At 77.1% G+C, this 19,591-nt stretch carries 13 protein-coding genes; 5 read left to right on the top strand and 8 right to left on the bottom strand.

The genetic code is table 11. The features are described 5' to 3' along the window. Positions 1-66: 66 nt before the first annotated feature. The 4 genes from AC5WAM_RS10580 to AC5WAM_RS10565 are packed head-to-tail and all read right to left on the bottom strand — an operon-like array spanning position 67 to position 8,983. Positions 67-414 carry a hypothetical protein gene (locus tag AC5WAM_RS10580; protein ID WP_366795407.1) on the bottom strand — a complete coding sequence of 116 codons (348 nt, stop codon included), beginning with the start codon at positions 412-414 and terminating at the stop codon, positions 67-69. Beyond that, positions 411-6,158: a CHAT domain-containing protein gene (locus AC5WAM_RS10575; RefSeq protein ID WP_495522436.1), complete on the bottom strand. Its 5,748-nt coding sequence runs from the start codon at positions 6,156-6,158 to the stop codon at positions 411-413. Before AC5WAM_RS10575 ends, AC5WAM_RS10580 begins: the two co-directional genes overlap by 4 nt. Before the next feature lie 9 nt (positions 6,159-6,167). Beyond that, positions 6,168-8,432, bottom strand: coding sequence for a hypothetical protein (locus tag AC5WAM_RS10570; protein WP_495522435.1), 2,265 nt, complete (start codon positions 8,430-8,432; stop codon positions 6,168-6,170). 35 nt (positions 8,433-8,467) lie between these two features. After that, positions 8,468-8,983, bottom strand: coding sequence for a hypothetical protein (locus AC5WAM_RS10565; protein WP_495522434.1), 516 nt, complete (start codon positions 8,981-8,983; stop codon positions 8,468-8,470). A 431-nt stretch (positions 8,984-9,414) separates the two neighbouring features. Here AC5WAM_RS10565 and phsA point away from each other — a divergent pair, with 431 nt between their 5' ends. Then, positions 9,415-11,214: an O-aminophenol oxidase PhsA gene (phsA, locus tag AC5WAM_RS10560; protein WP_495523553.1), complete on the top strand. Its 1,800-nt coding sequence runs from the start codon at positions 9,415-9,417 to the stop codon at positions 11,212-11,214. 28 nt (positions 11,215-11,242) lie between these two features. On the opposite strand, the gene AC5WAM_RS10555 is transcribed toward phsA, so the two are convergent. After that, a complete protein-coding gene (locus AC5WAM_RS10555) occupies positions 11,243-12,049 on the bottom strand; it encodes a CTP synthase C-terminal region-related (seleno)protein (protein WP_366795402.1) in 807 nt (268 codons plus the stop codon). 183 nt (positions 12,050-12,232) lie between these two features. On the opposite strand from AC5WAM_RS10555, the gene AC5WAM_RS10550 reads away from it, so the two are divergent. Next, positions 12,233-13,117, top strand: coding sequence for a LysR family transcriptional regulator (locus AC5WAM_RS10550; RefSeq protein WP_495522433.1), 885 nt, complete (start codon positions 12,233-12,235; stop codon positions 13,115-13,117). Positions 13,118-13,165: 48 nt separating this feature from the next. Further along, a complete protein-coding gene (locus AC5WAM_RS10545) occupies positions 13,166-13,849 on the top strand; it encodes a PDZ domain-containing protein (RefSeq protein WP_495522432.1) in 684 nt (227 codons plus the stop codon). An 18-nt stretch (positions 13,850-13,867) separates the two neighbouring features. On the opposite strand, the gene AC5WAM_RS10540 is transcribed toward AC5WAM_RS10545, so the two are convergent. Beyond that, positions 13,868-14,623, bottom strand: a complete 756-nt coding sequence (locus AC5WAM_RS10540) for a metallophosphoesterase (RefSeq protein WP_366795399.1) — start codon at positions 14,621-14,623, stop codon at positions 13,868-13,870. Between the two features lie 284 nt (positions 14,624-14,907). On the opposite strand from AC5WAM_RS10540, the gene AC5WAM_RS10535 reads away from it, so the two are divergent. Next, on the top strand, positions 14,908-16,035 hold the full coding sequence (locus AC5WAM_RS10535; RefSeq protein ID WP_366795398.1) for a M24 family metallopeptidase: 1,128 nt from the start codon (positions 14,908-14,910) through the stop codon (positions 16,033-16,035). Between the two features lie 54 nt (positions 16,036-16,089). On the opposite strand, the gene AC5WAM_RS10530 is transcribed toward AC5WAM_RS10535, so the two are convergent. After that, positions 16,090-17,070, bottom strand: a complete 981-nt coding sequence (locus tag AC5WAM_RS10530; protein WP_495522431.1) for an aldo/keto reductase — start codon at positions 17,068-17,070, stop codon at positions 16,090-16,092. A gap of 57 nt (positions 17,071-17,127) precedes the next feature. Beyond that, positions 17,128-18,885 (bottom strand): malto-oligosyltrehalose trehalohydrolase, encoded by a 1,758-nt coding sequence (gene treZ, locus AC5WAM_RS10525; protein WP_495522430.1) that lies wholly within the window; start codon positions 18,883-18,885, stop codon positions 17,128-17,130. Positions 18,886-19,005: 120 nt separating this feature from the next. Between treZ and AC5WAM_RS10520 the strand changes: the two genes are divergently transcribed. Continuing rightward, entirely contained in the window at positions 19,006-19,566 is a 561-nt protein-coding gene (locus AC5WAM_RS10520) for an FHA domain-containing protein (RefSeq protein ID WP_495522429.1), read from the top strand. Positions 19,567-19,591 lie beyond the last annotated feature (25 nt).

The following is a 19,591-nucleotide window of genomic DNA, read 5'->3' as shown; positions in this document are numbered from 1 at the left end:
GGCCCGCCGCCGTCCGGCGGGCGTACGGGGCCGCTGTCGTCCGGCGGGAGCCGTCCCGGGCCGCCGTCATGCGTCGAACCGGATCAGCTCGTCCAGGAGCCGGGCGACCGCCTCCTCGGACAGCGGCTCCCCGGCGCCCGGGCCGCTCGCCCCGGCGAGCAGCCGGTCGATCTCCGCGGCGGCGCCCGGCAGTTCGGCGGCGACGTCGACGTCGTACAGGAAGAGGTCGACGAGCAGCCGCCTCGGCACCGTGCGCAGCTCGTCCAGCGCGGCCTGCGCGGCCGGGGTCATCAGCCGCCGGGCGAGCAGCTCGAACGGCACGTCCCGCAGCTCGGCGTGCGTGGTCCACGGGGTGACCGCGGCCTCGGCGAGCGCGTCGTAGGGGCTCGGCGGCCCGTCGGGGTCCTGGATCACGGCGGGGTGCCCTCCTCGGGGGGTGCTCCGGGCGGCTCCGCGGTCAGGGCGGCGCGCCAGCCGCGCACCGCGTCGAGGAGCGCGCGGCGCACCCGCGGGTCCATCGCGTCCGCGCGGGTCGCGCGGATCAGGTGGTGCAGGGCCTTGCGCACGTCGCCCCGGGCCCGTTCGGCCTCCGCGCGGTCGGTCAGCTCCGCGGCCCAGGAGGCCAGGTCGTCCTCGTCCGGCGGCGGCTCCGCGCCGTCACTGCGGATCAGCGCGCCCATGCCCGCGACGCCCAGGTCGGTGGCGAGCAGCCGGTCCAGCTCCTCCAGGGCCTCGCCGAGGGTCTCGCGGTAGTTGTGCGTGAGGGCCTGGCCGAGGCCGACGTCGAGCAGGCCGAGGGCCTCGTGCAGGTGCCGCAGGCGGACGGGCAGCGGGTCGCCGCGCTCGTCGAGGGTGAAGACCAGGGCGCGGGCGAGGTTGTCCCGGGCGTGGTTGGAGGCCGGGTTGAGGTCGAGGGCGCGGCGCAGGTCGGCCTCGGCGCCGTACACGTCCGAGCGCATGCCGTGCTTGGTGCGGGTGTAGCCGCGCCACACCCCGCGCATCGAGTACAGCGAGGACAGCCTGCCGTCCAGCTGGTCGCGCACCTCGCGGTCCAGCGGGTGCAGGAGCGGCGGCACGGCCTCGACGAGCGCGATGGCCTCGTCGAGGCCCTCGCCGCGGCGCGCCCGGGGCCCGGACGGTTCGCTGACGAGGGCCTCCACCCGGCCGAGCGCGGTGCGGACGACCGCCTTCTTCGCGCGGGCCGACATCCCGGCGCGGCGGGCGACCCGCACCAGGCGCTCCCACTGTTCGAGGGCGCGGCCCAGCCCGTCCTCGCCGTCGGCGAGCGCCGAGCGCGACAGTTCCAGGCGGGCGCGCACGGCCAGTTCGACGCCGTCCTGGAGCAGCCGCGCGTGCCGGTGCGCCAGCTGGACGTACGCGGGGTCCCGGCGCAGGAAGTCCCGGCAGTGCCCGCAGCCCTCGATGTGGCGGCGCGGGTCGGCCGCGGCGGCGGGGCCCGCGCAGTCCTCGGGCAGCGTGGTGAGCGTGGGGAAGGCGGGCAGGGCGTCCAGGGCCCCCGGGAACTTGTGGACCGCGCACAGCGCGAGCGACCGGGCCAGGCCGGAGAACGCCCAGCGCAGCTCGCGGGCCGCGTACTCGCCCGGGTCCTTGCCGTCCTTGGCGGCGGCGTCCAGCTGCGCGGCGAGCGCGGCGAGCGGCAGTTGCAGATCGAGCAGCCGCAGATAGTGCGGCCCGCAGGCGAGCGCGCCGCGTGCCCCGGGCACCCCGGGGAGCCCGCCCACGTCCTTGAGGACGCGCGCGCCCCCCAGCTCCGCCTCGAGGAAGGCCGCCAGCTCGCCGTACTCCTCGGCCTGCTGGGGCCGCCCCTCCTCGGTGTGCCGCTGCTCGTACGCGGACAGCTGCGCGGACAGATGGCGGCTCAGCTCCCAGCGCAGCCGGTTCATGTCCTCCGGGGCCAGCTCGCGCGCGTAGCAGGCGGCGCGCTCGGCCCGCCAGCCGTCCCAGTACGCGTCGTCGCTGAGCAGCGTCGACCAGTACGCGAGCGCCTGCTCCCAGGTGCGCGTGGCGTGCTCCCAGGCGCCGCTCTGCTCCAGCTCCTGCGCCTGCCACAGGCGGGCCACGGCGAGGCCGTGCACCACCGCCATGTCGCCGGGGGCGGCGGCCAGGCGCCGCTCCCACTCGGCGGCGGCCGCGTCCCGGCCGCGCGCGAGGAGCAGCAGCAGCGGCGCGTCCTCGGGGAAGCGCTCGCACAGCACGTCCACGAGCCCGGGCCCGGCGTGCTCGTCGTCCGGCGACAGCGTGGCCAGCGCGTCGCGCACGGCGTCGGGCGCGTGCCAGCGGTACAGCAGGGCATCCAACTGGAGTCTGCGGCCCGGTAGTTGGAGCCGGTCCAGGGCGACCCGCTCGGACCAGGACATGCCGCCGCGCCCCAGGAGCGTGTACGGCGCGTCCCGGACGGCGGCCATGGACACGCCGGGGTGCACGCCCGCCTCGCGCAGCGCCAGATACGGGTACGTGGGGTCGCGCAGCGCGAACGGGTCGGCGGTCAGCGGGGCGTGGGTCAGGCCGTCGGCCCAGGGCAGCAGGTCGAGCAGCCGCCGCAGCCGACGGCGCCGCACCTCGGCCCGGTCGAGCCGTCCCGCGGCGCGCTCGTACGCGGCCACGGCGTCGCTCCAGCGGCCGTCGCGCTCCAGCAACCGCCCCTGCGCGTAGGCGAGCTGGGCGTCGGCGTCCCGGTGCCCCGGGCACGCGCCGAACGCCTCCGCGGCCTTCTCCCACTCCTGGTGGGCGTCCGCGATGCGGCCGCGCGCGTACGCGACCACGGCGTCCACGGCGGCCGCGGCGCCCGGGTCGGGCCGTCCCCGCAGCGCCTGGGCCGCCGCCACGACGGCGCTCCACTCGCCCTCGGCCTCGGCGGCCCGCAGCCGCGCGTACCGGCAGCGCGCCGCGCAGTCCGCGCCGTCGAGCGCGCCGCCGATCTCCTCGTACGCCGCCGCGACCGCCCGCCACTGCGCCGCCCCCGTGGCCCGTTCCTCGCCGACGCGCGCCCCGGCGTAGCGCCGCCGCGCGGGCACGTCCGCCCACCCGTCCGGCAGTACGCGGTAGACCCGCAGCGCGTCGTGCCAGCGGTCGGCGGCCTCGTGGGTGCGGGCGAGGGCGTAGAGGTAGAGGTGCAGAGGCTCGGGGGCTGCCGGGGCCTGCGGGGCGGCGGTGCCGTTCTGGAAGGCGCGCCCGTAGATCGCGCAGGCCGCCGCCCAGTCGGGGCGCGCCTCCGCGCGGCGGCCCTCCGCCTTGCGGCGCAGCGGGGCGACCGTGCCCTCGCGCGCGCTGTCCGGCACGCCCGCGAGCAGCGCGCAGGCCGCCGCCCAGTCGCGGTGGACGTCGGCCGCCACCCGGGCGCGGGCGTAGCGGCGGCGCACCCCCACGTCGCCGTCCGCGTAGGCGTCCGGCAGCCTCCCGAAGCCGTCGATGACGTCGGCCCACGCGCCCCGGGCGTCGGCGGCCCGGCCGTGCGCGTACAGGACCTGGTCCGCCACGTCGGCGAAGGAGTCCGCGAGGCCGCCGAGCCAGGCGAGCGCCCCGTCCCAGTCGGCCCGCTCGCGGCACAGGCGCGCCCGGGCGTAGGCGCAGCGGCCGTCGGCGTCGAGGTGGGCGACGGCCGGGGAGCCGGGGCCGCCGGGGACGCCGGAGCCGCCGGAGCCGCTGGGGACGCCGGACCCGCCGGGGCCGCTGGGGCCGTTCCCGGGGGAGCGGCACTCCTCGAAGGCCGCGACGGCGGCTGCCCAGTCCCCGTCCTCGGCGGCCGCGCGGCCGCACGCGTAGGACCGGCGGAGGGCGGCGTCGGCGATGCTCGGGGTGTCCGGGGCGTCCGGGGTGTCTGGAGTGTCCGGGGCGGGCCGCGGGGCGGCCGGGCCCGAGGTGTCGGGGCCGGGGGGTGAGGCGGCCGGTCCGGGTGGCGGGACGTGCGGGTCCGGGGAGTTCGGGACGGATGGGGCCGGGGAGGTCGGGACGCACGGTGCGGGGGCCGGGCCCGGGGTGTGCGGGGCGGGCGGTACGGGGGCCGGGCCCGGGGCGCCCCCGCACTCCGCGTACGCCGCCGCGGCCTCCCGCCACCGCCCCGCCGACTCCGCCGACCGGCCGCGGACGTACGCCGCGCGGGCGGCCGTGGCCGGGTCGTCGGGGCACAGGGCCGCGGCCCCGGCGTAGGCGTGCGCGGCGGCGTCCCAGTCGCCCTCGCGGTGGGCCCGCTCGGCGGCGGCGCGCAGCGAGGCGGCGCGCAGGGCCGTGCGCGCGGCGGCCAGGCGCTCCGGGACCTCCGTGCGGCCGAGCCCGGCGGCGGCCACCTCCTCGTACAGGCGGACGGCCGTGTCCCAGTCGGCGGCGGCCTCCGCCGCCCGCGCGCGGCCGAGGAGTTCGGCGGCAAGGCGCAGCCGCTCCGCGCGGGCGGTCAGCGGCCCCGGCAGGGGAAGGGGCAGCGCCGCGTGGACCACGGCGAGCTGCGCGGCCGCGGCGGCCCCTTCGCCCTCGTGGGCGAGCAGGTCGCACAGCTTCTCCAGTTCCGGCCAGGCCAGTTCGCACGCCGCCTCGGTGCGCAGGCGCCGCTGCTCGTCCTCGTACTGCCGTGTGGGCGTGCCCAGGATGCGCTGCACCTGCGGCCACCGCCCCTGGTCGCGCTCGAAGCGGGCGGCGCTGATCAGCGTGGTGGCGTCCACGTGCCCGACCGGGCTCTGGAAGGCGCGCAGCGCGTCCGCGCCCTCGCGCAGCGGGTCGGCCACGGCGCCGCCGTCGTCGCGGACCTCGCGCGCCTTGAACAGCCACCCGTGCCGGCACTCGGCGTGCAGGAACAGCGCGGGCGTCGCCCACTCGACCGCCGTGTGGCGCGGCAGGTGCGAGATGCGGCGGCGGGCGGTGGACACCGCCTCGTCGACGGTGCGGTTGGCCGCGAGCTCCTTGAACAGCTCGGGGCTGAAGCGGCCCGCCGACGCGTCGCTGACGCGCCCGCGCATCGCCACCACGGCGGGCAGGCCCCCGGCGACCAGCGCCTGCGCGAGCCCCGAGAACGGCTCGGCGTGCATCCCGTCGGGGCCCGAACTGTCCGCCCCCGCGCAGAGGTTGAGCACGGCGAGGCGCAGCCGCGGCGCCTTCAGGAGGATGCCGCTGAGCAGATCGGCGGGAACGCTGTCGACACCGCCGGACTCGGTCTCCAGCTGGACGACGCCCTTGCCGAGCTCCTCGTCGTAGCGGCCGTGGGCGATGAGCAGCACGGCCGTGGGCAGGTCGCCGTGCGCGGCGAGGGCCGTCTCCAGGCGTTCGCGCGTGGCCGCCTCCACGACGGTGGTGCGCACGGCCACCTCGGGCAGCTCCTGGCGCAGCGCGGCGACCTCCGCGTCCAGGCGCAGGGCCGGGCCCGCCCCGGGCGGCGACGCGCAGGCGACGAGCAGCCGGATCAGGCTCGGCTCGTCCGCGGGCGTGGGCAGCCGCCGGCCCAGCGGGCCGCCGGGCAGGGAACGCACCAGGGAGTAGCCGGGGTTGAGGGCGAGCGACTGGTGCGGCAGGTCGGCCGGGGCGCACAGCGTCTCGAGGGGCAGCTCGCGCAGGCGCGGCGGCAGGTCGAAGCGGAGCCGGAGGCGGCGGCCCGGGGCGGTGCGCTGGGCGAGGTCGAGGGCGGAGGCCAGACAGGCGGCGGTGGGGGAGGAGCGGGAGCCGCCGGGTGGGGGCGGCACGGCCGGGGCGGTGCGGGGCGGCCCGTAGGCCGGGCTGCCGGGCGCCGGGGGCGGCGGTCCGAAGCCGGGTGCCGGGGCCGGCGGGCCGAAGCCGGGGCCCGGGGCCGGTGGGCCGAAGCCGGTCGCGGTGAACCCCGGGACCTCCGGCCCGAACCCGGCGTTGCCGGGAGGTCCGCCCGGTGTCGCGTACGGGAGGCGGCCGGGGTGCCCCGGCGCCGCCTGGACGCCGTCCCCGAACAGCAGCCCGTACACCGCGCGCCCCAGCTCCCGCAGCTGCTCGACCGTGTGCCGCTCGCCCATCGGCGCATGGCCGAGATCGGCCTCGACGAGGCGGTCCCAGCGGGCGCGGAGCGCCGCGGGCTCGCCGTCGACGGCGATGACGTCGGTGGCGCAGGACGGCCCGCTGACGGCCACCAGGAAGCGGGACGGGCCGAACGGGCGGATGCGGATGCGCAGTTCCTCGTACTCGTACACCGGCTCCGGTCACCTCCCGCTCTCGTCGAACTGCTCGCGTACGAAGTCGAGTTCGTCGTGGGCCCGGCGCCGCTCCTCGGCGATCTCGGGGTCGTCGGGGAAGCGGGCGAGCGCCGCCGTCAGCGCCTCGACGGCCTCCTCCAGGGCGGCGCGCGCGCCGGACAGGCTGCCCGACCCCCACCGCTGGAGGGCCAGGCCGCGCAGCACGATACCGAGGCTGAGCTGTGCCCGCCGCCCGTGCGGGCTCAGGTCCACCGAGCGCCGCAGATCGGCGGCTGGCGCGTCGAGCGTGGCGCCCTCGCAGTTCGCCTCGACGATGCCCCGGTCGGCGAGGGCGCGTGCCAACTGGCCGTCGATGCGCGGCCGTTCGTTGGCGCCGATGACGGTGCGGGCGGCCTCCAGGGTGGCGACGGCCCGGCCGAGCAGCCCGGCGCGGTGGGCGTCCTTCGCGGCGGCGAGAGCGAGGCCGACGACCTTCGCCTGGGTCGGGCGGTAGCGCCCGAGCTCCCGGGCGTGCACGAGGGCGCGCCGCAAGGAGGCGGTGGCCGCCCCGAAGTCCGGCGGCTCGGCGCGGAGCTGGTCGTGGCCGAGGGTGACACGGGCGTGCAGCGCGAGGTCCCTGGCGTCGCGGGCGAGCCGTTCGTGGCGGTCGGCCAGGCCCGCGTAGCCCGGGTTCAGCTCGTCGAAGCGCGGGCAGTCCGCCTCGCACACGGGCGCGGCGCCCGGGTCCGTCGCGCGGGCCCGCGCACGGCAGGCGTGGCAGCGCAGCTCCCCGAGCGCTGCGAGGGCGTCGCCGGGCAGCCCGAGCCGCAACTGCATGTGGGCGAAGCCCAGTTCGGAGAAGGCGTGCACGAGCGCGTCGTCCGGCCGGGCGGCGGCGAACACGCCGAACTCCCGCACCGCGCCGAGCGCCGCGATCCGCAGGGGCCCGCCGCGCACGGGCACGTCAGGCGGTCCGCCCGCCACCCCGGGCGACGGTCGCGGCGGCGGACTCGCCTCCGCTCCGGGCGGCCGCGGTGCCGCCCCGACCGCCGCGTCGAGCAGCCGCGCCGCCTCGGCCTCGCGCTGGAGCAGCAGGTCGGGCGGCACCCGGGCGCCGGTCTCGGCACCTCTGTCGGCGAGCCGTCGCGCGAGGTGCTCGCACAGCGCGGTCCGCAGATCCGGTACGAGGGACTCCGGCGCGTCGACGCCGTACCGGCGCGCGGCACCGTGCCGGACCCGCTCCCAGAACGCGGTGTCGTGCAGCAGCGCGCCCCAGGCGCCCACGCACCGTTCGAGGGTGGAACTGTCGTGATGGGATGGGGAGTTGAGCAGGCCGAGTGCGAGCGCGTGGGTGACCCGGTGATCGGCCGGGTCGTGCCGGGTGGCGTCGTCGAGGAGACCCACGGCCGCGTCGCGGCGGCCGCCCGCGACGAGCGTCACCGCGTACAGCGGTACGTACGCGCCGGGCTCGCGGCACAGCCCCCAGGACGCGGCCGCGAGCGCTGCGGCCCGCTCCCGGTCGGGCGCGTCCCCGCCGAGCGCGGTCAGCGCGGCACGCCGCAGGCGCAGCGCGGCCTGCCGGGCGCCCCCGGAGAGCGCCGCCTCGACCCACCGCGCCTCGTCGTCGAGCGGCCCGGTCCGCGCCGCCGCCCGCAGATCGTCGAGCGCGGCGGCCGTCCGCCCCGACTTGGCGCGTACGTAGGCGCGTTGCACGGCCGCACGCGGATGCGGGTCCGGCCGGTCGAGGGCCTCGGTGAAGCACGCCTCGGCCGCCGCGAGGTCCCCGCGCCGCGCGAGCGCGCACCCCGTCCAGAAGGGGGCCGCGGCCCCGCCGGGATCCGCCTCCCGCGCCCGGCGGAACTCCACGAGGGCCTGCTCGGCGTCCCCGGCGGCGAGGCGCAGGCGCCCGAGGCCGATACGGGCGCGGGCAAGGACGTCGGAACCGTCCGGGGCGGCGGTGACATCGGCGGAGCCCGGAGGGTCGGTGGTGTCCGGAGCGCTGGTGGCGCCGGGAGCCTCGGCGGTGTCCGGAGCGTCGGTGGTGCGCGGAGCCGCGCTGGCGTCCGGGGCGTCGGTGGTGCGCGGAGCGTCGGTGGGGGCGGGGTCCGGGACGCCGTTGGGCGGGGGCGCCCCGGGCGGGGAGCCGTCGTCGGCGCGGGCCGGGCGCGCGAGGTCCGCCGCGCGCCGGAAGGAGGCCTCCGCGCCCGGCCCGTCCCCGCGGGCCCACCGGGCCTCGCCCTCGGCGCAGGCCGTTCGCGCCGCCGCGTACGCCGTCCCCGTTCGCGCCCCCACGTCTCGTGCGCCCCCGATCAGCGGCCGGTGCCGGGTCAGCCCGCGGCCTCGTCCAACTCGGAGCGCCAGCGGGACTGCTGTCGGTCGTAGTGCAAGGGGCCCACCCGGAACGCCGTCAAGTCGAGCCCCAGTAGTCGTTCATACGCCTCGGCGGGGAGGTCCGGTTCCAGGACGACGCTCAGGCCGCTGCGGTCGTCCCGCAGCACGAGGGGGCGCGGCGGCGCGGCGGCGGCTCCGTCGCGGCGCGCCAGACGGCCCACCGCCGCCTTGAACGCCGCGTACGCGTCCCGCACCGCCTCCGCGCCGAGCCCGCTGAGGAACGCCTGCAACGGCAGCGCTGCGAGGACCAGCCAGGGCACGTCGCCCGCGCCGCGGTGACCGACGGCGCGGCGTACCCGCGCGGTGCGGACGCCGAGCCCGGCGAGCGCGGCGACCAGGTCGTCGCCGAGGGCTTCGCTGACGTCCGGGTCCAGGAGCAGCTCGGCGCGCAGCGGCACGCCGCAAGTGCCGGGCGTACGGGGCGCGTCGGGAAGCGGCGGCGCGTCGGGCATGGGGCGTCATCCTTCCGCCGGGAGTGCGGGGGCGTGCGACGGGGCACGGGCCCGCAGCCTAGAGGCCGGGCGGCCCGCCGCGCGGGCGAAACCGGATCTCGCGCCCTCCCGATTCCTCAGGCAAGGCCCTGAACAGGCACTCTTGCCAGATTTTTCCGGAATGGGGGATTCATGGAACTTTCGTGCTGTGCCGGGAGTCTTCTGAGGTGAAGGCTGAAACGCAGCTGAACACGGGGGTGTTCACCTTGACCGACATCGACCTCGACTTGGACGTCCGGCGCGGGCCCGACCAGCCCGGCCCGACCGATCAGCCGCATGCGACCGCCGACCCGGACGCGACCGCCGCCCTCGACGCGACCGCGGAGCCCGGCGCGACCGACGGCGGCGGCACGCCCACGGGGGAAGCGGACGGCCGCGAGCTCGTTCCGTATGTGGCGCCGCTGACCGTCCCGCCCGTCCTGCGCCCCGCCGGGGGCGACGTCCGCGAAGAGACGGAGATTGCGGTCCGCCCGGCCTGGGTGCGGCTGCACCCGCAGCTCCCGCCCACCCTGATGTGGGGGTACGAGGGCTCCGTGCCCGGCCCCACCATCGAGGTGCGGCGCGGCGAGCGCATCCGCATCGCGTGGACCAACCGCGTGCCCAAGGAGACGGAGTTCCCCGTCACCGCGGTGGAGGTGCAGCGCACGGGCGAGCCGCCCAGCACCCTCCCGGGCCGCGAGGGCGTCGAGCCGAACAAGGACGTGGCCGCGCTCCCCGCCTGGACCGTCACCCACGTCCACGGCGCCCAGACGGGCGGCGGGAACGACGGCTGGGCGGACAACGCCGTGGGTTCCGGCGACGCCCAGCTCTCCGAGTATCCGAACGACCACCAGGCCGTCCAGTGGTGGTACCACGACCACGCCATGAACATCACCAGGTGGAACGTGTTCGCGGGTCTGTACGGCACCTACCTCGTCCGCGACGAGGAGGAGGACGCGCTCCAACTCCCCTCCGGCAAGCGGGAGATCCCCCTCCTCATCGCCGACCGCAATCTCGACACGGACGAGGACGGCCGGCTGACGGGCCGCCTCCTCCACAAGACCACGATCGTCGACCCGAAGAACGCCGAGACGGGCAAGCCGGTCACCCTCCCCTTCTCGGGCCCGTACACCACGGTCAACGGCCGCATCTGGCCCTACGCCGACGTGGCCCCGGCCTGGTACCGCTTCCGCCTGGTCAACGCGTCGAACGCGCGCGTGTACGACCTCGTCCTCATCGACGAGTCCGGCCGCCCCGTTCCCGGCGTGCTCCACCAGATCGGCAGCGACGGCGGCCTGCTGCCGCGCCCGGTCCCCATCGACTTCGGGGGCACCCCGGGCTCCTCGCCCACGCTGACCGTCGCCCCCGCCGAGCGCTTCGACCTCCTCGTCGACTTCCGCGCGCTCACGGGCAAGCGCCTCCGCCTGGTCAACAAGGGGCCGAACGCGGCGCCGGGCCTCCCCGACCCCGCGGGGAACGTGCGCCATCCCCACGTCATGGAGTTCCGCGTCGGCAAGGGCGGCGGCGCGCCGGACACCTTCCGGCTTCCCGAGGTCCTCTCCGGCTCCTTCCGCCCGATCGGCCACGGCGTGCCGCACGGCCACCGGCTCGTCGTGCTCACCCCGCCGGCCACCAAGGGCGGCGGCGGTCACCCGGAGATCTGGGAGATGGAGGAGGTGAAGGATCCCGGGGGCATCCAGTTCCCCGCCGACGGCGTCATCCAGGTCCGCGGGCCCGACGGCGCCCTGAAGACCTACCGCAGGACGGCCCGTACGTTCAACGACGGCCTGGGCTTCACCATCGCCGAGGGCGCGTACGAGCAGTGGAGCTTCCTGAACCTCGCCGTCCGGCCGAACGTGACCCACCCCATGCACATCCATCTGGCCGACTTCCAGCTCCTCGGCCGGGACACGTACGACGCCTCGGGCTTCGACCCGGCCGTCGGCGGCACGCGCACACCGGTCACGCACGACCCGTCCACACCCGTCCCGATCGCTCCCAACGAACGCGGCTGGAAGGACGTGTTCCTGGTCCCCGGCGGCCAGATGCTCCGCGTCATCGGCAAGTTCGACGGGGCGTACGGCCGCTTCATGTACCACTGCCACCTGCTTGAGCACGAGGACATGGGCATGATGCGCCCCTTCGTCGTGCTGCCCGAGGAGGCCCTGAAGTTCGACCACGGAGGCCATGGCGGCGGCCACGGCGACCACTGACCGGGCGGAGCGGGCCGGGGCGCCGCCGTCAGGCCGCCCCGACCCGTTCCGCGGCCCGGGCCACCGCGGCCCGCCCGAGGGCCCGCACCATGGGATGGGCCCGCGTCCCGTCCCCGCTCAACTCCGGCTGGAACAGGGCCGCGAGGAAGAAGGGGTGCCCCGGAAGCTCGGCCACCCGCACCTGCCCCTCCTCGTCCGTGCCCGAGAACCGCAGCCCCCGCGCCCGCAGCACATCGAGGAGCCGGACATCGCTGGGTCCGTACGAGCAGTGGTAGCGCTCCACCGTGCGGTCCGCCCCGAGGACGGCCTCGGCGAGCGACCCGGGCGCGAGGGTCACGGCCCCCTCGTGCCCGACGAGCGAGCAGGCGAGCGGCGCGATGAGCGGGTCCTCGGCGTCGGGGTCGTTCTCGGCGTGCGCGGCGTGGGCGAGGCCGCACGCGTGACGGGCGTACTCCAGGAGCGCGTGCTGGAAGCCGCCACAGGTGCCGAGGAAGGGAATGCCCTCCTCGCGCGCGGTCCGGATCGCGGCCAGCGCCCCCGCCTCACTGCGGTACGGGCTCCCGGGCAGCATCCACACCGCGTCGAACCCCCGCACGGCGTCCGGCTCGACGGCGTCCTCGGTGGGGATCCAGTACGCGTCGAGGACGAGCCCGTCCCGGGCGGCGAGCGCGTCGAGGAGCAGCGGGACGCGGGTGTGCGAGGCGACGCTCGGGGAGCGGTCCCCGACGAGGGCGAGCCGGGCGGGCGGCGTCACGGAAGCGGAGACGGAGGCGGTGGCATAGGCGGAAGCGACAGGCGCGGCGGAGCCCGCCGGGGAGCCCCCGGCGGGAGCCATGGGGTCCGTGTCGGAACGTACGTGGCGGTTCGGGCGGGAGTTCGCGTCGCGGTTCGCTGAAGGGCTCTCTGGGGATTTCGCGTTCATGGCGGCCATCCTCCGCACCCGCCCACGTTCACGTCCAACGATGAATCCTGCACCCTCCATCAGTGCTACTGATGACCGGGGGTGATCCTGTTCCCCATGGACCCGCACCTGCTCCGCACGTACGTCACCGTCGTCCGCCTCGCCTCCTTCTCCGCCGCCGCGCGCACCCTCGGCTACACCCAGTCCGCCGTCTCGCAGCACATCGCCGCCCTGGAGCAGGACCTCGGCACGCCGCTCCTGACCCGCCGCCCCGTCGCGCCCACGCGCGCGGGCGAGCGGCTCCTCGACCACGCGGGGCCGCTGCTGCTGCGGCTCGACGCCGCCCGCGCGGAGGTCCTCGCCCTCGCGGGCGCCCCGGACGAGGGCCTGACGCTGGCCGCCGCGCCCACCGCCCTGACCCCCCGCACGCTGCGCGCCCTGCCGCCGACGGGCGTCACGCTGCGGGTCGTCGACCGGGCCGCGGTGCCCGAGGCCGTCGCGACCGGTGCCGCCCGACTGGGGCTCGTCGACGGGCTCGCCGCGCCGACCGACCCGCTGCGCATCCCCGACGTGGCTCCGCTCACCACCCGGGGCACGGGCGAGGAACCGGTGTGCGTCCTGCTGCCCGCCGGGCACCCGCTGACCCGCCGCGCGGGGCTTCGCCTGGGGGATCTCGCGGACGCCCGCTGGCTGGACGCGCCCGGCGCGGGCCTGCCCCTGGACCAGCTGCGCACCGCGACGGGCGGCACCGGCTTCCGCCCGGCCCTGCGCTACGACGGCACGGACGTACGGACACTGATCGCGCTCGCGGCGGCCGGACACGGGCTCGCCGTGCTGCCCCGCTCGGCGGCGTCCGCCTCGGATGCCCGGGGCGCCGACGGCACCGTCGCCGTACCGCTCGTCGCACCCCGCGTGGTGCACCGCACCGAACTGCTGCACGCCGGGGCGCTGCGCGGCGCCGCGGCCGCCTTCGCCGCACGCCTCGACGTCACCCGTTCGTGAATCGTCGCGCGGGGTCACGCCGGGTAGGGCTGTGGCCGGAGGCGAGCCATGAAACAGACCGCGTTGCGTCCCAAGCCCATGCCCGGACGGGAGCCCGCCGGGGGTGAGAGACCCGCCAAGGGCCCCCGCCCGCACGCCGCGCGCCGCCGCGGCAAGCGGCTCACCACGCTCCTGCTCGGCCTGCTGTGCGCGACGGTCCTGGTGCTCACCGGGGTGGGCCTCGGCACGGTCGGCGCCACCGTCATCGGCATGAGCAGCCTCGCCGAGATGCAGCGCCAGGCAGGCGCGGGCGCACCTCCCGGCGCGCCGGGGCACACGCACCCCAGCGCGCGGTCCACGGGCGGGAAACCCGCGGGCGGGACGGCTTCCGGAGGCTCGGCCTCCGGCGAGCGGCCCACCGACAGGACGGCCACGGCCACCGCGCCGTCGGGCCCGCGGCCGCAGACGCTCCGCGCCCCGGGCCCGCGCCTGGCCCTCGGCGTCGAGGCGGCCGACGCCCCGGCGGCGGGCGGCGCGCTGCTCGTCGGCGTGCACGTGCCGGGCCCCGGCCACGCGGCGGGCCTGCTGCGGCGCGACGTGGTCGTCGCGTTCGACGGCACCCGGGTGCGCACGGCGGCGGACCTCGTCCGCGCGGTGGCCGCGGCACGCCCGGGCAGGAACGTCTCTCTGACGGTGCGTCACCCGACCGGCGCCCGCGAGACCCTGACGGTCACCCCGGGCCTCACCACCTGAGGGCGCGCGGCGGGGCCCTCAGACCACGCGGAAGTGGGACGTCAACCGCCCCTCGTCGTCCAGCACGTGGAGGGCGAACCCCGCCGGGGCGTCCAGGTCGACCAGGCCCTCGCCCTCCCACGGGAGGCGCAGCGTCGAGACCACGCCGGGCCCGACGACCAGCGGCCGCCCCGCGAAGGTGGTCGCGGCGGGCGTGTGCGCGTGCCCGATGATCAGGCCCGCGATCTCCGGGCGGCGCTCCACCAGCGCCCGGAGCCGGTGCGGCTCGCGCAGCGGCCACGCGGTGTCCAGGCGCGGATGGTGCACGGGCACGGGGTGGTGGTGGAAGGCGAGCAGCACCGGCGTCCTCCCGCCGAGGGCGTCGAGCCGGTCCTCCAGCCAGGCGTACGTCGTCTCGTCGAGCAGCCCGTGGTCGTGGCCCGGCACGCTGGAGTCGAGCAGGAGGACCTCGGCGCCGCCGACGCGGTGCGCGCTGTTCACCGGCGCCTCGGACGCGCTCGCCGGGGGCTCGCCGAGCAGGGCGGTGCGGAAGGGCGTGCGCCGGTCGTGGTTGCCGGGGCAGGTGAGCACGGGCCAGGGCGCGTCGGTGAACAGCAGGCGCGCCGCCTCCTTGTACTCGGCCTCCTCGCCGTGGTCGGCGATGTCGCCGGTCACGAGCAGCGCGTCCACGGGCCGGGGCAGCGCCCGCAGCCGCTCCATGACGCGCTCGGCGCGCTCGGTCGCCCGTGCGCCGCCGTCCAGGTGCAGGTCACTGATCTGTGCGAGTACCAGCATGTCGTACGTCCCTCCCGTGCCCCGGGCGCCGTCCAAGTGCCCCTGTCCGCACCCGGGCCCGGCCTCGAACTAATGGATGCACGGCATCCAACCATTAGGCGTGGGTCCGGGGAACAGCCACCGGGGAACCGGTGGCCTGCCCCCGCGCGCGGCAGGCCGCGGACGGGGCGGTCCGGGCCGCGATACCCGCTCGCGCCGTGCGGGGTGCGCGGGCAGGATGCTGGGGAAGATCCCTGCCCGCGGGACCGCCGCGGGCAGGCTCCGCAGACGCTTCAGGAGGCCCGATGACCCCGGCCACGCCCGCGCCGTTCACCGCCGACGACTACCGCGCCCGGATGGACCGCGCCGCGCGCGCCGCCGCCGAAGCGGGCCTCGCGGGCGTCCTCGTCGCGCCCGGACCCGATCTGGTGTGGCTGACGGGCTACCGCGTGCCCGCCGACACCGAGCGGCTCACCCTGCTCGTGCTCGCCCCCGGCCAGGACCCCGTGCTCGTGGTGCCCACCCTGGAGGCCCCGGACGCCGCGCGCGCGGCGGGCGCGTCCGCGCTGACCCTGCGCGACTGGACCGACGGCGTCGACCCGTACGGGGTGGCCGCGCCGCTGCTCGCCAAGGACGGCCGCTTCGGCGTGAGCGACAACGCCTGGGCGCTCCATCTGCTGGGCATGCAGCGGCAGTTGCCCGACAGCTCGTACGTCGCGCTCACCGAGGCCCTGCCGATGCTGCGGGCCGTCAAGGACGCGGCGGAGCTGGAGCGCCTCACCGCCGCGGGGGCCGCCGCCGACGCCACGTACGAGGAGATCCAGAAGGTCCCGTTCGCGGGCCGCAAGGAGACCGACGTCGCCGGTGACCTCGCCGACCTGCTGCGGCAGTTCGGGCACGAACAGGTGGACTTCACCGTCGTCGGCTCGGGGCCGAACGGCGCGAGCCCGCACCACGAGGCGGGCGACCGCGTCATCGCCCACGGCGACATGGTCGTCCTCGACTTCGGCGGCCTGAAGCACGGCTACGGCTCCGACACCTCGCGCACCGTGCACGTCGGGGAGCCCACCGCCGAGGAGCGGCGCGTGCACGACGTGGTGCGCGAGGCCCAGGATGCCGCGTGCCGCGCGGTGCGCCCCGGCATCGCCTGCCAGGAGGTCGACCGCGTGGCGCGCGCCGTCATCACCGACGCCGGGTACGGCGAGTACTTCATCCACCGCACCGGGCACGGCATCGGCGTCACCACCCACGAACCGCCGTACATGATCGAGGGCGAGGAGCAGCCACTCGTGCCCGGCATGTGCTTCTCCGTGGAGCCCGGCATCTATCTGCCGGGCCGCTTCGGCGTCCGCATCGAGGACATCGTCACGGTGACCGAGGACGGCGGCCGGCGCCTCAACAACACCCCGCGCGAGATGGCCGTCGTGAACTGAGGCGGCCGGACCAGCGACTGAGGCGGCGGGGCTCAGCGACTGAGGCGGCCGGGCTCAGCCCTGGGCGAAGTGTGCGAGCACGTCGTAGGGCGGCGGCAGCGGCCGGGCGCTCGCCCCGTCGAGGCGCCGCAGCTGGTCCGCGTCGAGCGTCCACCCCACCGCGCCGAGATTGTCGGTGAGCTGCTCCACGGACCGCGCGCCGACGATCGGCGCGGTGACGCCCGGCCGCTGGAGCAGCCACCGCAGCGCGACCTGCGCGGGCGTGCGCCCGGTCTCCTCGGCGACGCCGAGCACCGCGTCCACGACCCGCCAGGTCGCCTCCGTGGCCCGCTCGTCCCACTGCCCGCCGCCGCGCGCGCCCTGCGGCGCCGCCGCCATGCCGCGCCGGTACTTCCCCGAGAGCCACCCCGCGTGCAGCGGGCTGTACGGGATGACGCCGACACCCTCCGCGCGGCACAGCGGAAGGAGCTCCCACTCGGCCTCGCGCGCAAGGAGGTTGTAGATCGGCTGGAGGCACACATACGGCTCCCAGCCGCGCGCGTGGGCCACGTCGCGGGCCTTCTGCAGCTGCCCGGGGCTGTGGTTGCTCGCGCCGAGGTAGCGGACCTTGCCCGCCCGCACCAGGGCGTCGAGCGTGGACAGGGTCTCCTCGATCGGCGTGTGCGCGTCCCACACGTGCGTCTGGTACAGATCCACGTGGTCGGTGCCGAGGCGGCGCAGGCTCGCGTCCACCGCCGCCAGAACGTGCTTGCGGCCGAGCCCGCGCGCGTTCGGCGCCTCGCCCACCGGCAGGAACACCTTGGTGGCGATCACCAGGTCGTCCCGTACGCGGCCCTTGAGCCAGCGGCCGAGCACCTCCTCCGACACGCCGTTGCCATAGGCGTCGGCGGTGTCGATGAACGTGCCGCCCGCCTCCGCGAACGCGTCCAGCATCGCGTGCGCGACCCGCTCGTCCGCCCCGCCGCCGAACGTCATGGCGCCGAAGCACAGTTCGCTGACCCGGAGTCCGGTGCTTCCCAGTCGCCGCTGTTCCATGGTCGTGCCCTCCTCACAGTTGCACCAGGCTGGGCCGGGGCCCCGGCCCAGCCCCGGCTACTCCACGGCGAGCACCGCGCACGACTCGCCGGGCAGCCGCACGGTCCCGTCCGCGTCCGGGCCCTCGACGGGCTCCCACGCGGCGAGCACCCGCGCGTGGCGCACGCCCAACGGGACCGCGGTGGCGCTCTTCGCGAGGTTCACCACGATCCGCAGGTCCCCGCGCCGCACGGCGAACCAGCGCGCCTGGGCGTCATGCGCGACGCGCACCGCGGCCAGATCGGCGTCGACGAGGTCGCTCCGCTCCCGGCGCAGCGCGATCAGCTCGCGGTACCAGCCGAGCACGCGCGCGTGGTGGCCCTTCTCGCGCTCGGCCCAGTCGAGGCAGGAGCGCTCCCGCGTCGCCGGGTCCTGCGGATCGGGAATCTCCTCCTCCGCCCACCCGTGCGCGGCGAACTCCCGCCGCCTGCCCTGCCGTACGGCCCGCGCGAGCTCGGGGTCGGTGTGGTCGGTGAAGAACTGCCACGGCGTCGAGGCCGCCCACTCCTCGCCCATGAACAGCATCGGCGTGAAGGGTGCCGTGAGCGTCAGCGCGGCCGCGCACGCGAGCAGCCCGGGGGAGAGCGTCGCGGAGAGCCGGTCGCCCTGCGCGCGGTTGCCGACCTGGTCGTGCGTCTGCGCGTAGCCGAGCAGCCGGTACGCGGGCGTGCGCTCGCGGTCGAGCGGGCGCCCGTGCGCCCGGCCCCGGAAGCTGGAGTACGTGCCGTCGTGGAAGTACCCGTGCGTCAGCGTCTTCTCCAGGGCCGCGAACGGGGCCGCGGCGAAGTCCGCGTAGTAGCCGTGGGACTCACCGGTCAGCGCGGTGTGCAGCGCGTGGTGGAAGTCGTCGCTCCACTGGGCGTCGAGGCCCAGGCCGCCGCGTGTGCGCGGGGTGATGAGCCGCGGGTCGTTCAGGTCCGACTCCGCGATGAGCCCGAGCGGTCTGCCGACCTCGTCGGCGAGCGCGTCGACGGCTGTCGCCAGCTCCTCCAGGAAGGGCAGCGCCCGGGTGTCGCACAGCGCGTGCACGGCGTCCAGGCGCAGCGCGTCCACGCGGTAGTCCCGCAGCCAGGTGAGCGCGCTGCCGACGAGGTACGCCCGCACCTCGTCCGAGCCGGGCGCGTCCAGGTTCACGGCGGCGCCCCACGGGGTGTGGTGGGTGTCCGTGAAGTAGGGGCCGAAGGCGGGCAGGTGGTTCCCCGACGGACCGAGGTGGTTGTGCACCACGTCCAGGACCACGCCGAGGCCCGCGGCGTGGGCCGCGTCGACGAACCGCTTCAGCGCCTCGGGCCCGCCGTACGGCTCGTGCACGGCCCACAGCGACACCCCCTCGTACCCCCACCCGTGCCGCCCCGGGAAGGGGCACACCGGCATCAACTCGACGTGCGTGACGCCCAGGTCCACGAGGTGGCCGAGGCGCTCCGCCGCCGCGTCCAGGGTGCCCTCGCGCGTGTACGTGCCCACGTGCAGCTCGTACAGGACCGCGTCCCGCAGGCCGCGCCCCGGCCACGGCGCGCGCCAGGCAAACCGCGCGTGGTCGACGACGGCGCTCGGCCCGTCGGGCCCGTCCGGCTGCCGGGCCGAGCGGGGATCGGGCAGCGCGGGGCCGCCGTCGAGCGCGAAGCCGTACCGGGTGCCGTCCTGGGCCGCGGCCTCCACGGCCCACCACCCGGGGCGCTCCGGATCGCGCGCCAGAGCCCGCGTGCCGCCCGGCCCCGCGTCCTCCAGGACCAGGTCGACCCGCTCCGCGCGCGGTGCCCACACCTCGAACCTCACCGGCAGCCCCCCTCGTTGGCCCCTGTGTCGCCGTCCCTCCATGGTGCGCCAGAAGTGATCGCGGCGGAGGAGTTCGGCCGATTCTGGACACCCGGGCCGAGCTGGCCGACAATCGTCGACGTGACCCTTTCTTCCGCGGCTTCCCCCGAGTACGACACACAGGCGGGACGGGTGAGCGACGCCGAGCGGGAGCGGGCGCTCGAGGTGCTCAGGGAGGGCGCGGCGCTCGGCCGCCTCTCGCACGACACGTTCGTCCGCCGCATGGAGCTGGCGCTCGCCGCCCGCAAGCGGCAGGAACTGGCCGTGCTCACCGCCGATCTGCGCACGGAGAACCGCTGGACGCGGCTCGCGCTGTCCACCGTCGGCGCCGTCTCCGGCTTCGGCGTGAAGCTGCGCCGGGCCTGGCAGGCGGAGAAGCTGCCCAAGCTGCTGCTCCCGGCGCCGGGCGCGTATCCGCTGCGCATCGGCCGGGACCCGGCGAACGGCCTGCGGCTGAGCCACGACACCGTCTCGCGCGTCCACGCCGAGCTGATCCACCAGGGCGGCCTGTGGGTCCTGCGCGACCTCGGCTCCACGAACGGCACGTCCGTCAACGGCCGCCGGGTGATCGGCGCCGCCGTCGTGCAGGCCGGGGACCAGGTCTCCTTCGGCCACATGTCGTTCAGCCTCGCGGCGGCCTGAGACCCGCGCGCCCGTCCCCCTCCGC

It is taken from the genome of Streptomyces sp. JLYT201, from assembly GCF_059448825.1.
Note: the sequence above shows the minus strand (reverse complement) of the source record. Positions and strands in the feature narration are given on the sequence as shown.

Excerpts from the sequence above, each read along its gene's own strand:
- AC5WAM_RS10530 (WP_495522431.1), bottom strand. The coding sequence starts at position 17,070 with ATGGAACAGCGGCGACTGGGAAGCACCGGACTCCGGGTCAGCGAACTG.
- AC5WAM_RS10545 (WP_495522432.1), top strand. The coding sequence starts at position 13,166 with ATGAAACAGACCGCGTTGCGTCCCAAGCCCATGCCCGGACGGGAGCCC.
- AC5WAM_RS10565 (WP_495522434.1), bottom strand. The coding sequence starts at position 8,983 with ATGCCCGACGCGCCGCCGCTTCCCGACGCGCCCCGTACGCCCGGCACT.
- AC5WAM_RS10535 (WP_366795398.1), top strand. The coding sequence starts at position 14,908 with ATGACCCCGGCCACGCCCGCGCCGTTCACCGCCGACGACTACCGCGCC.
- AC5WAM_RS10550 (WP_495522433.1), top strand. The coding sequence starts at position 12,233 with ATGGACCCGCACCTGCTCCGCACGTACGTCACCGTCGTCCGCCTCGCC.
- AC5WAM_RS10540 (WP_366795399.1), bottom strand. The coding sequence starts at position 14,623 with ATGCTGGTACTCGCACAGATCAGTGACCTGCACCTGGACGGCGGCGCA.
- AC5WAM_RS10555 (WP_366795402.1), bottom strand. The coding sequence starts at position 12,049 with ATGGCTCCCGCCGGGGGCTCCCCGGCGGGCTCCGCCGCGCCTGTCGCT.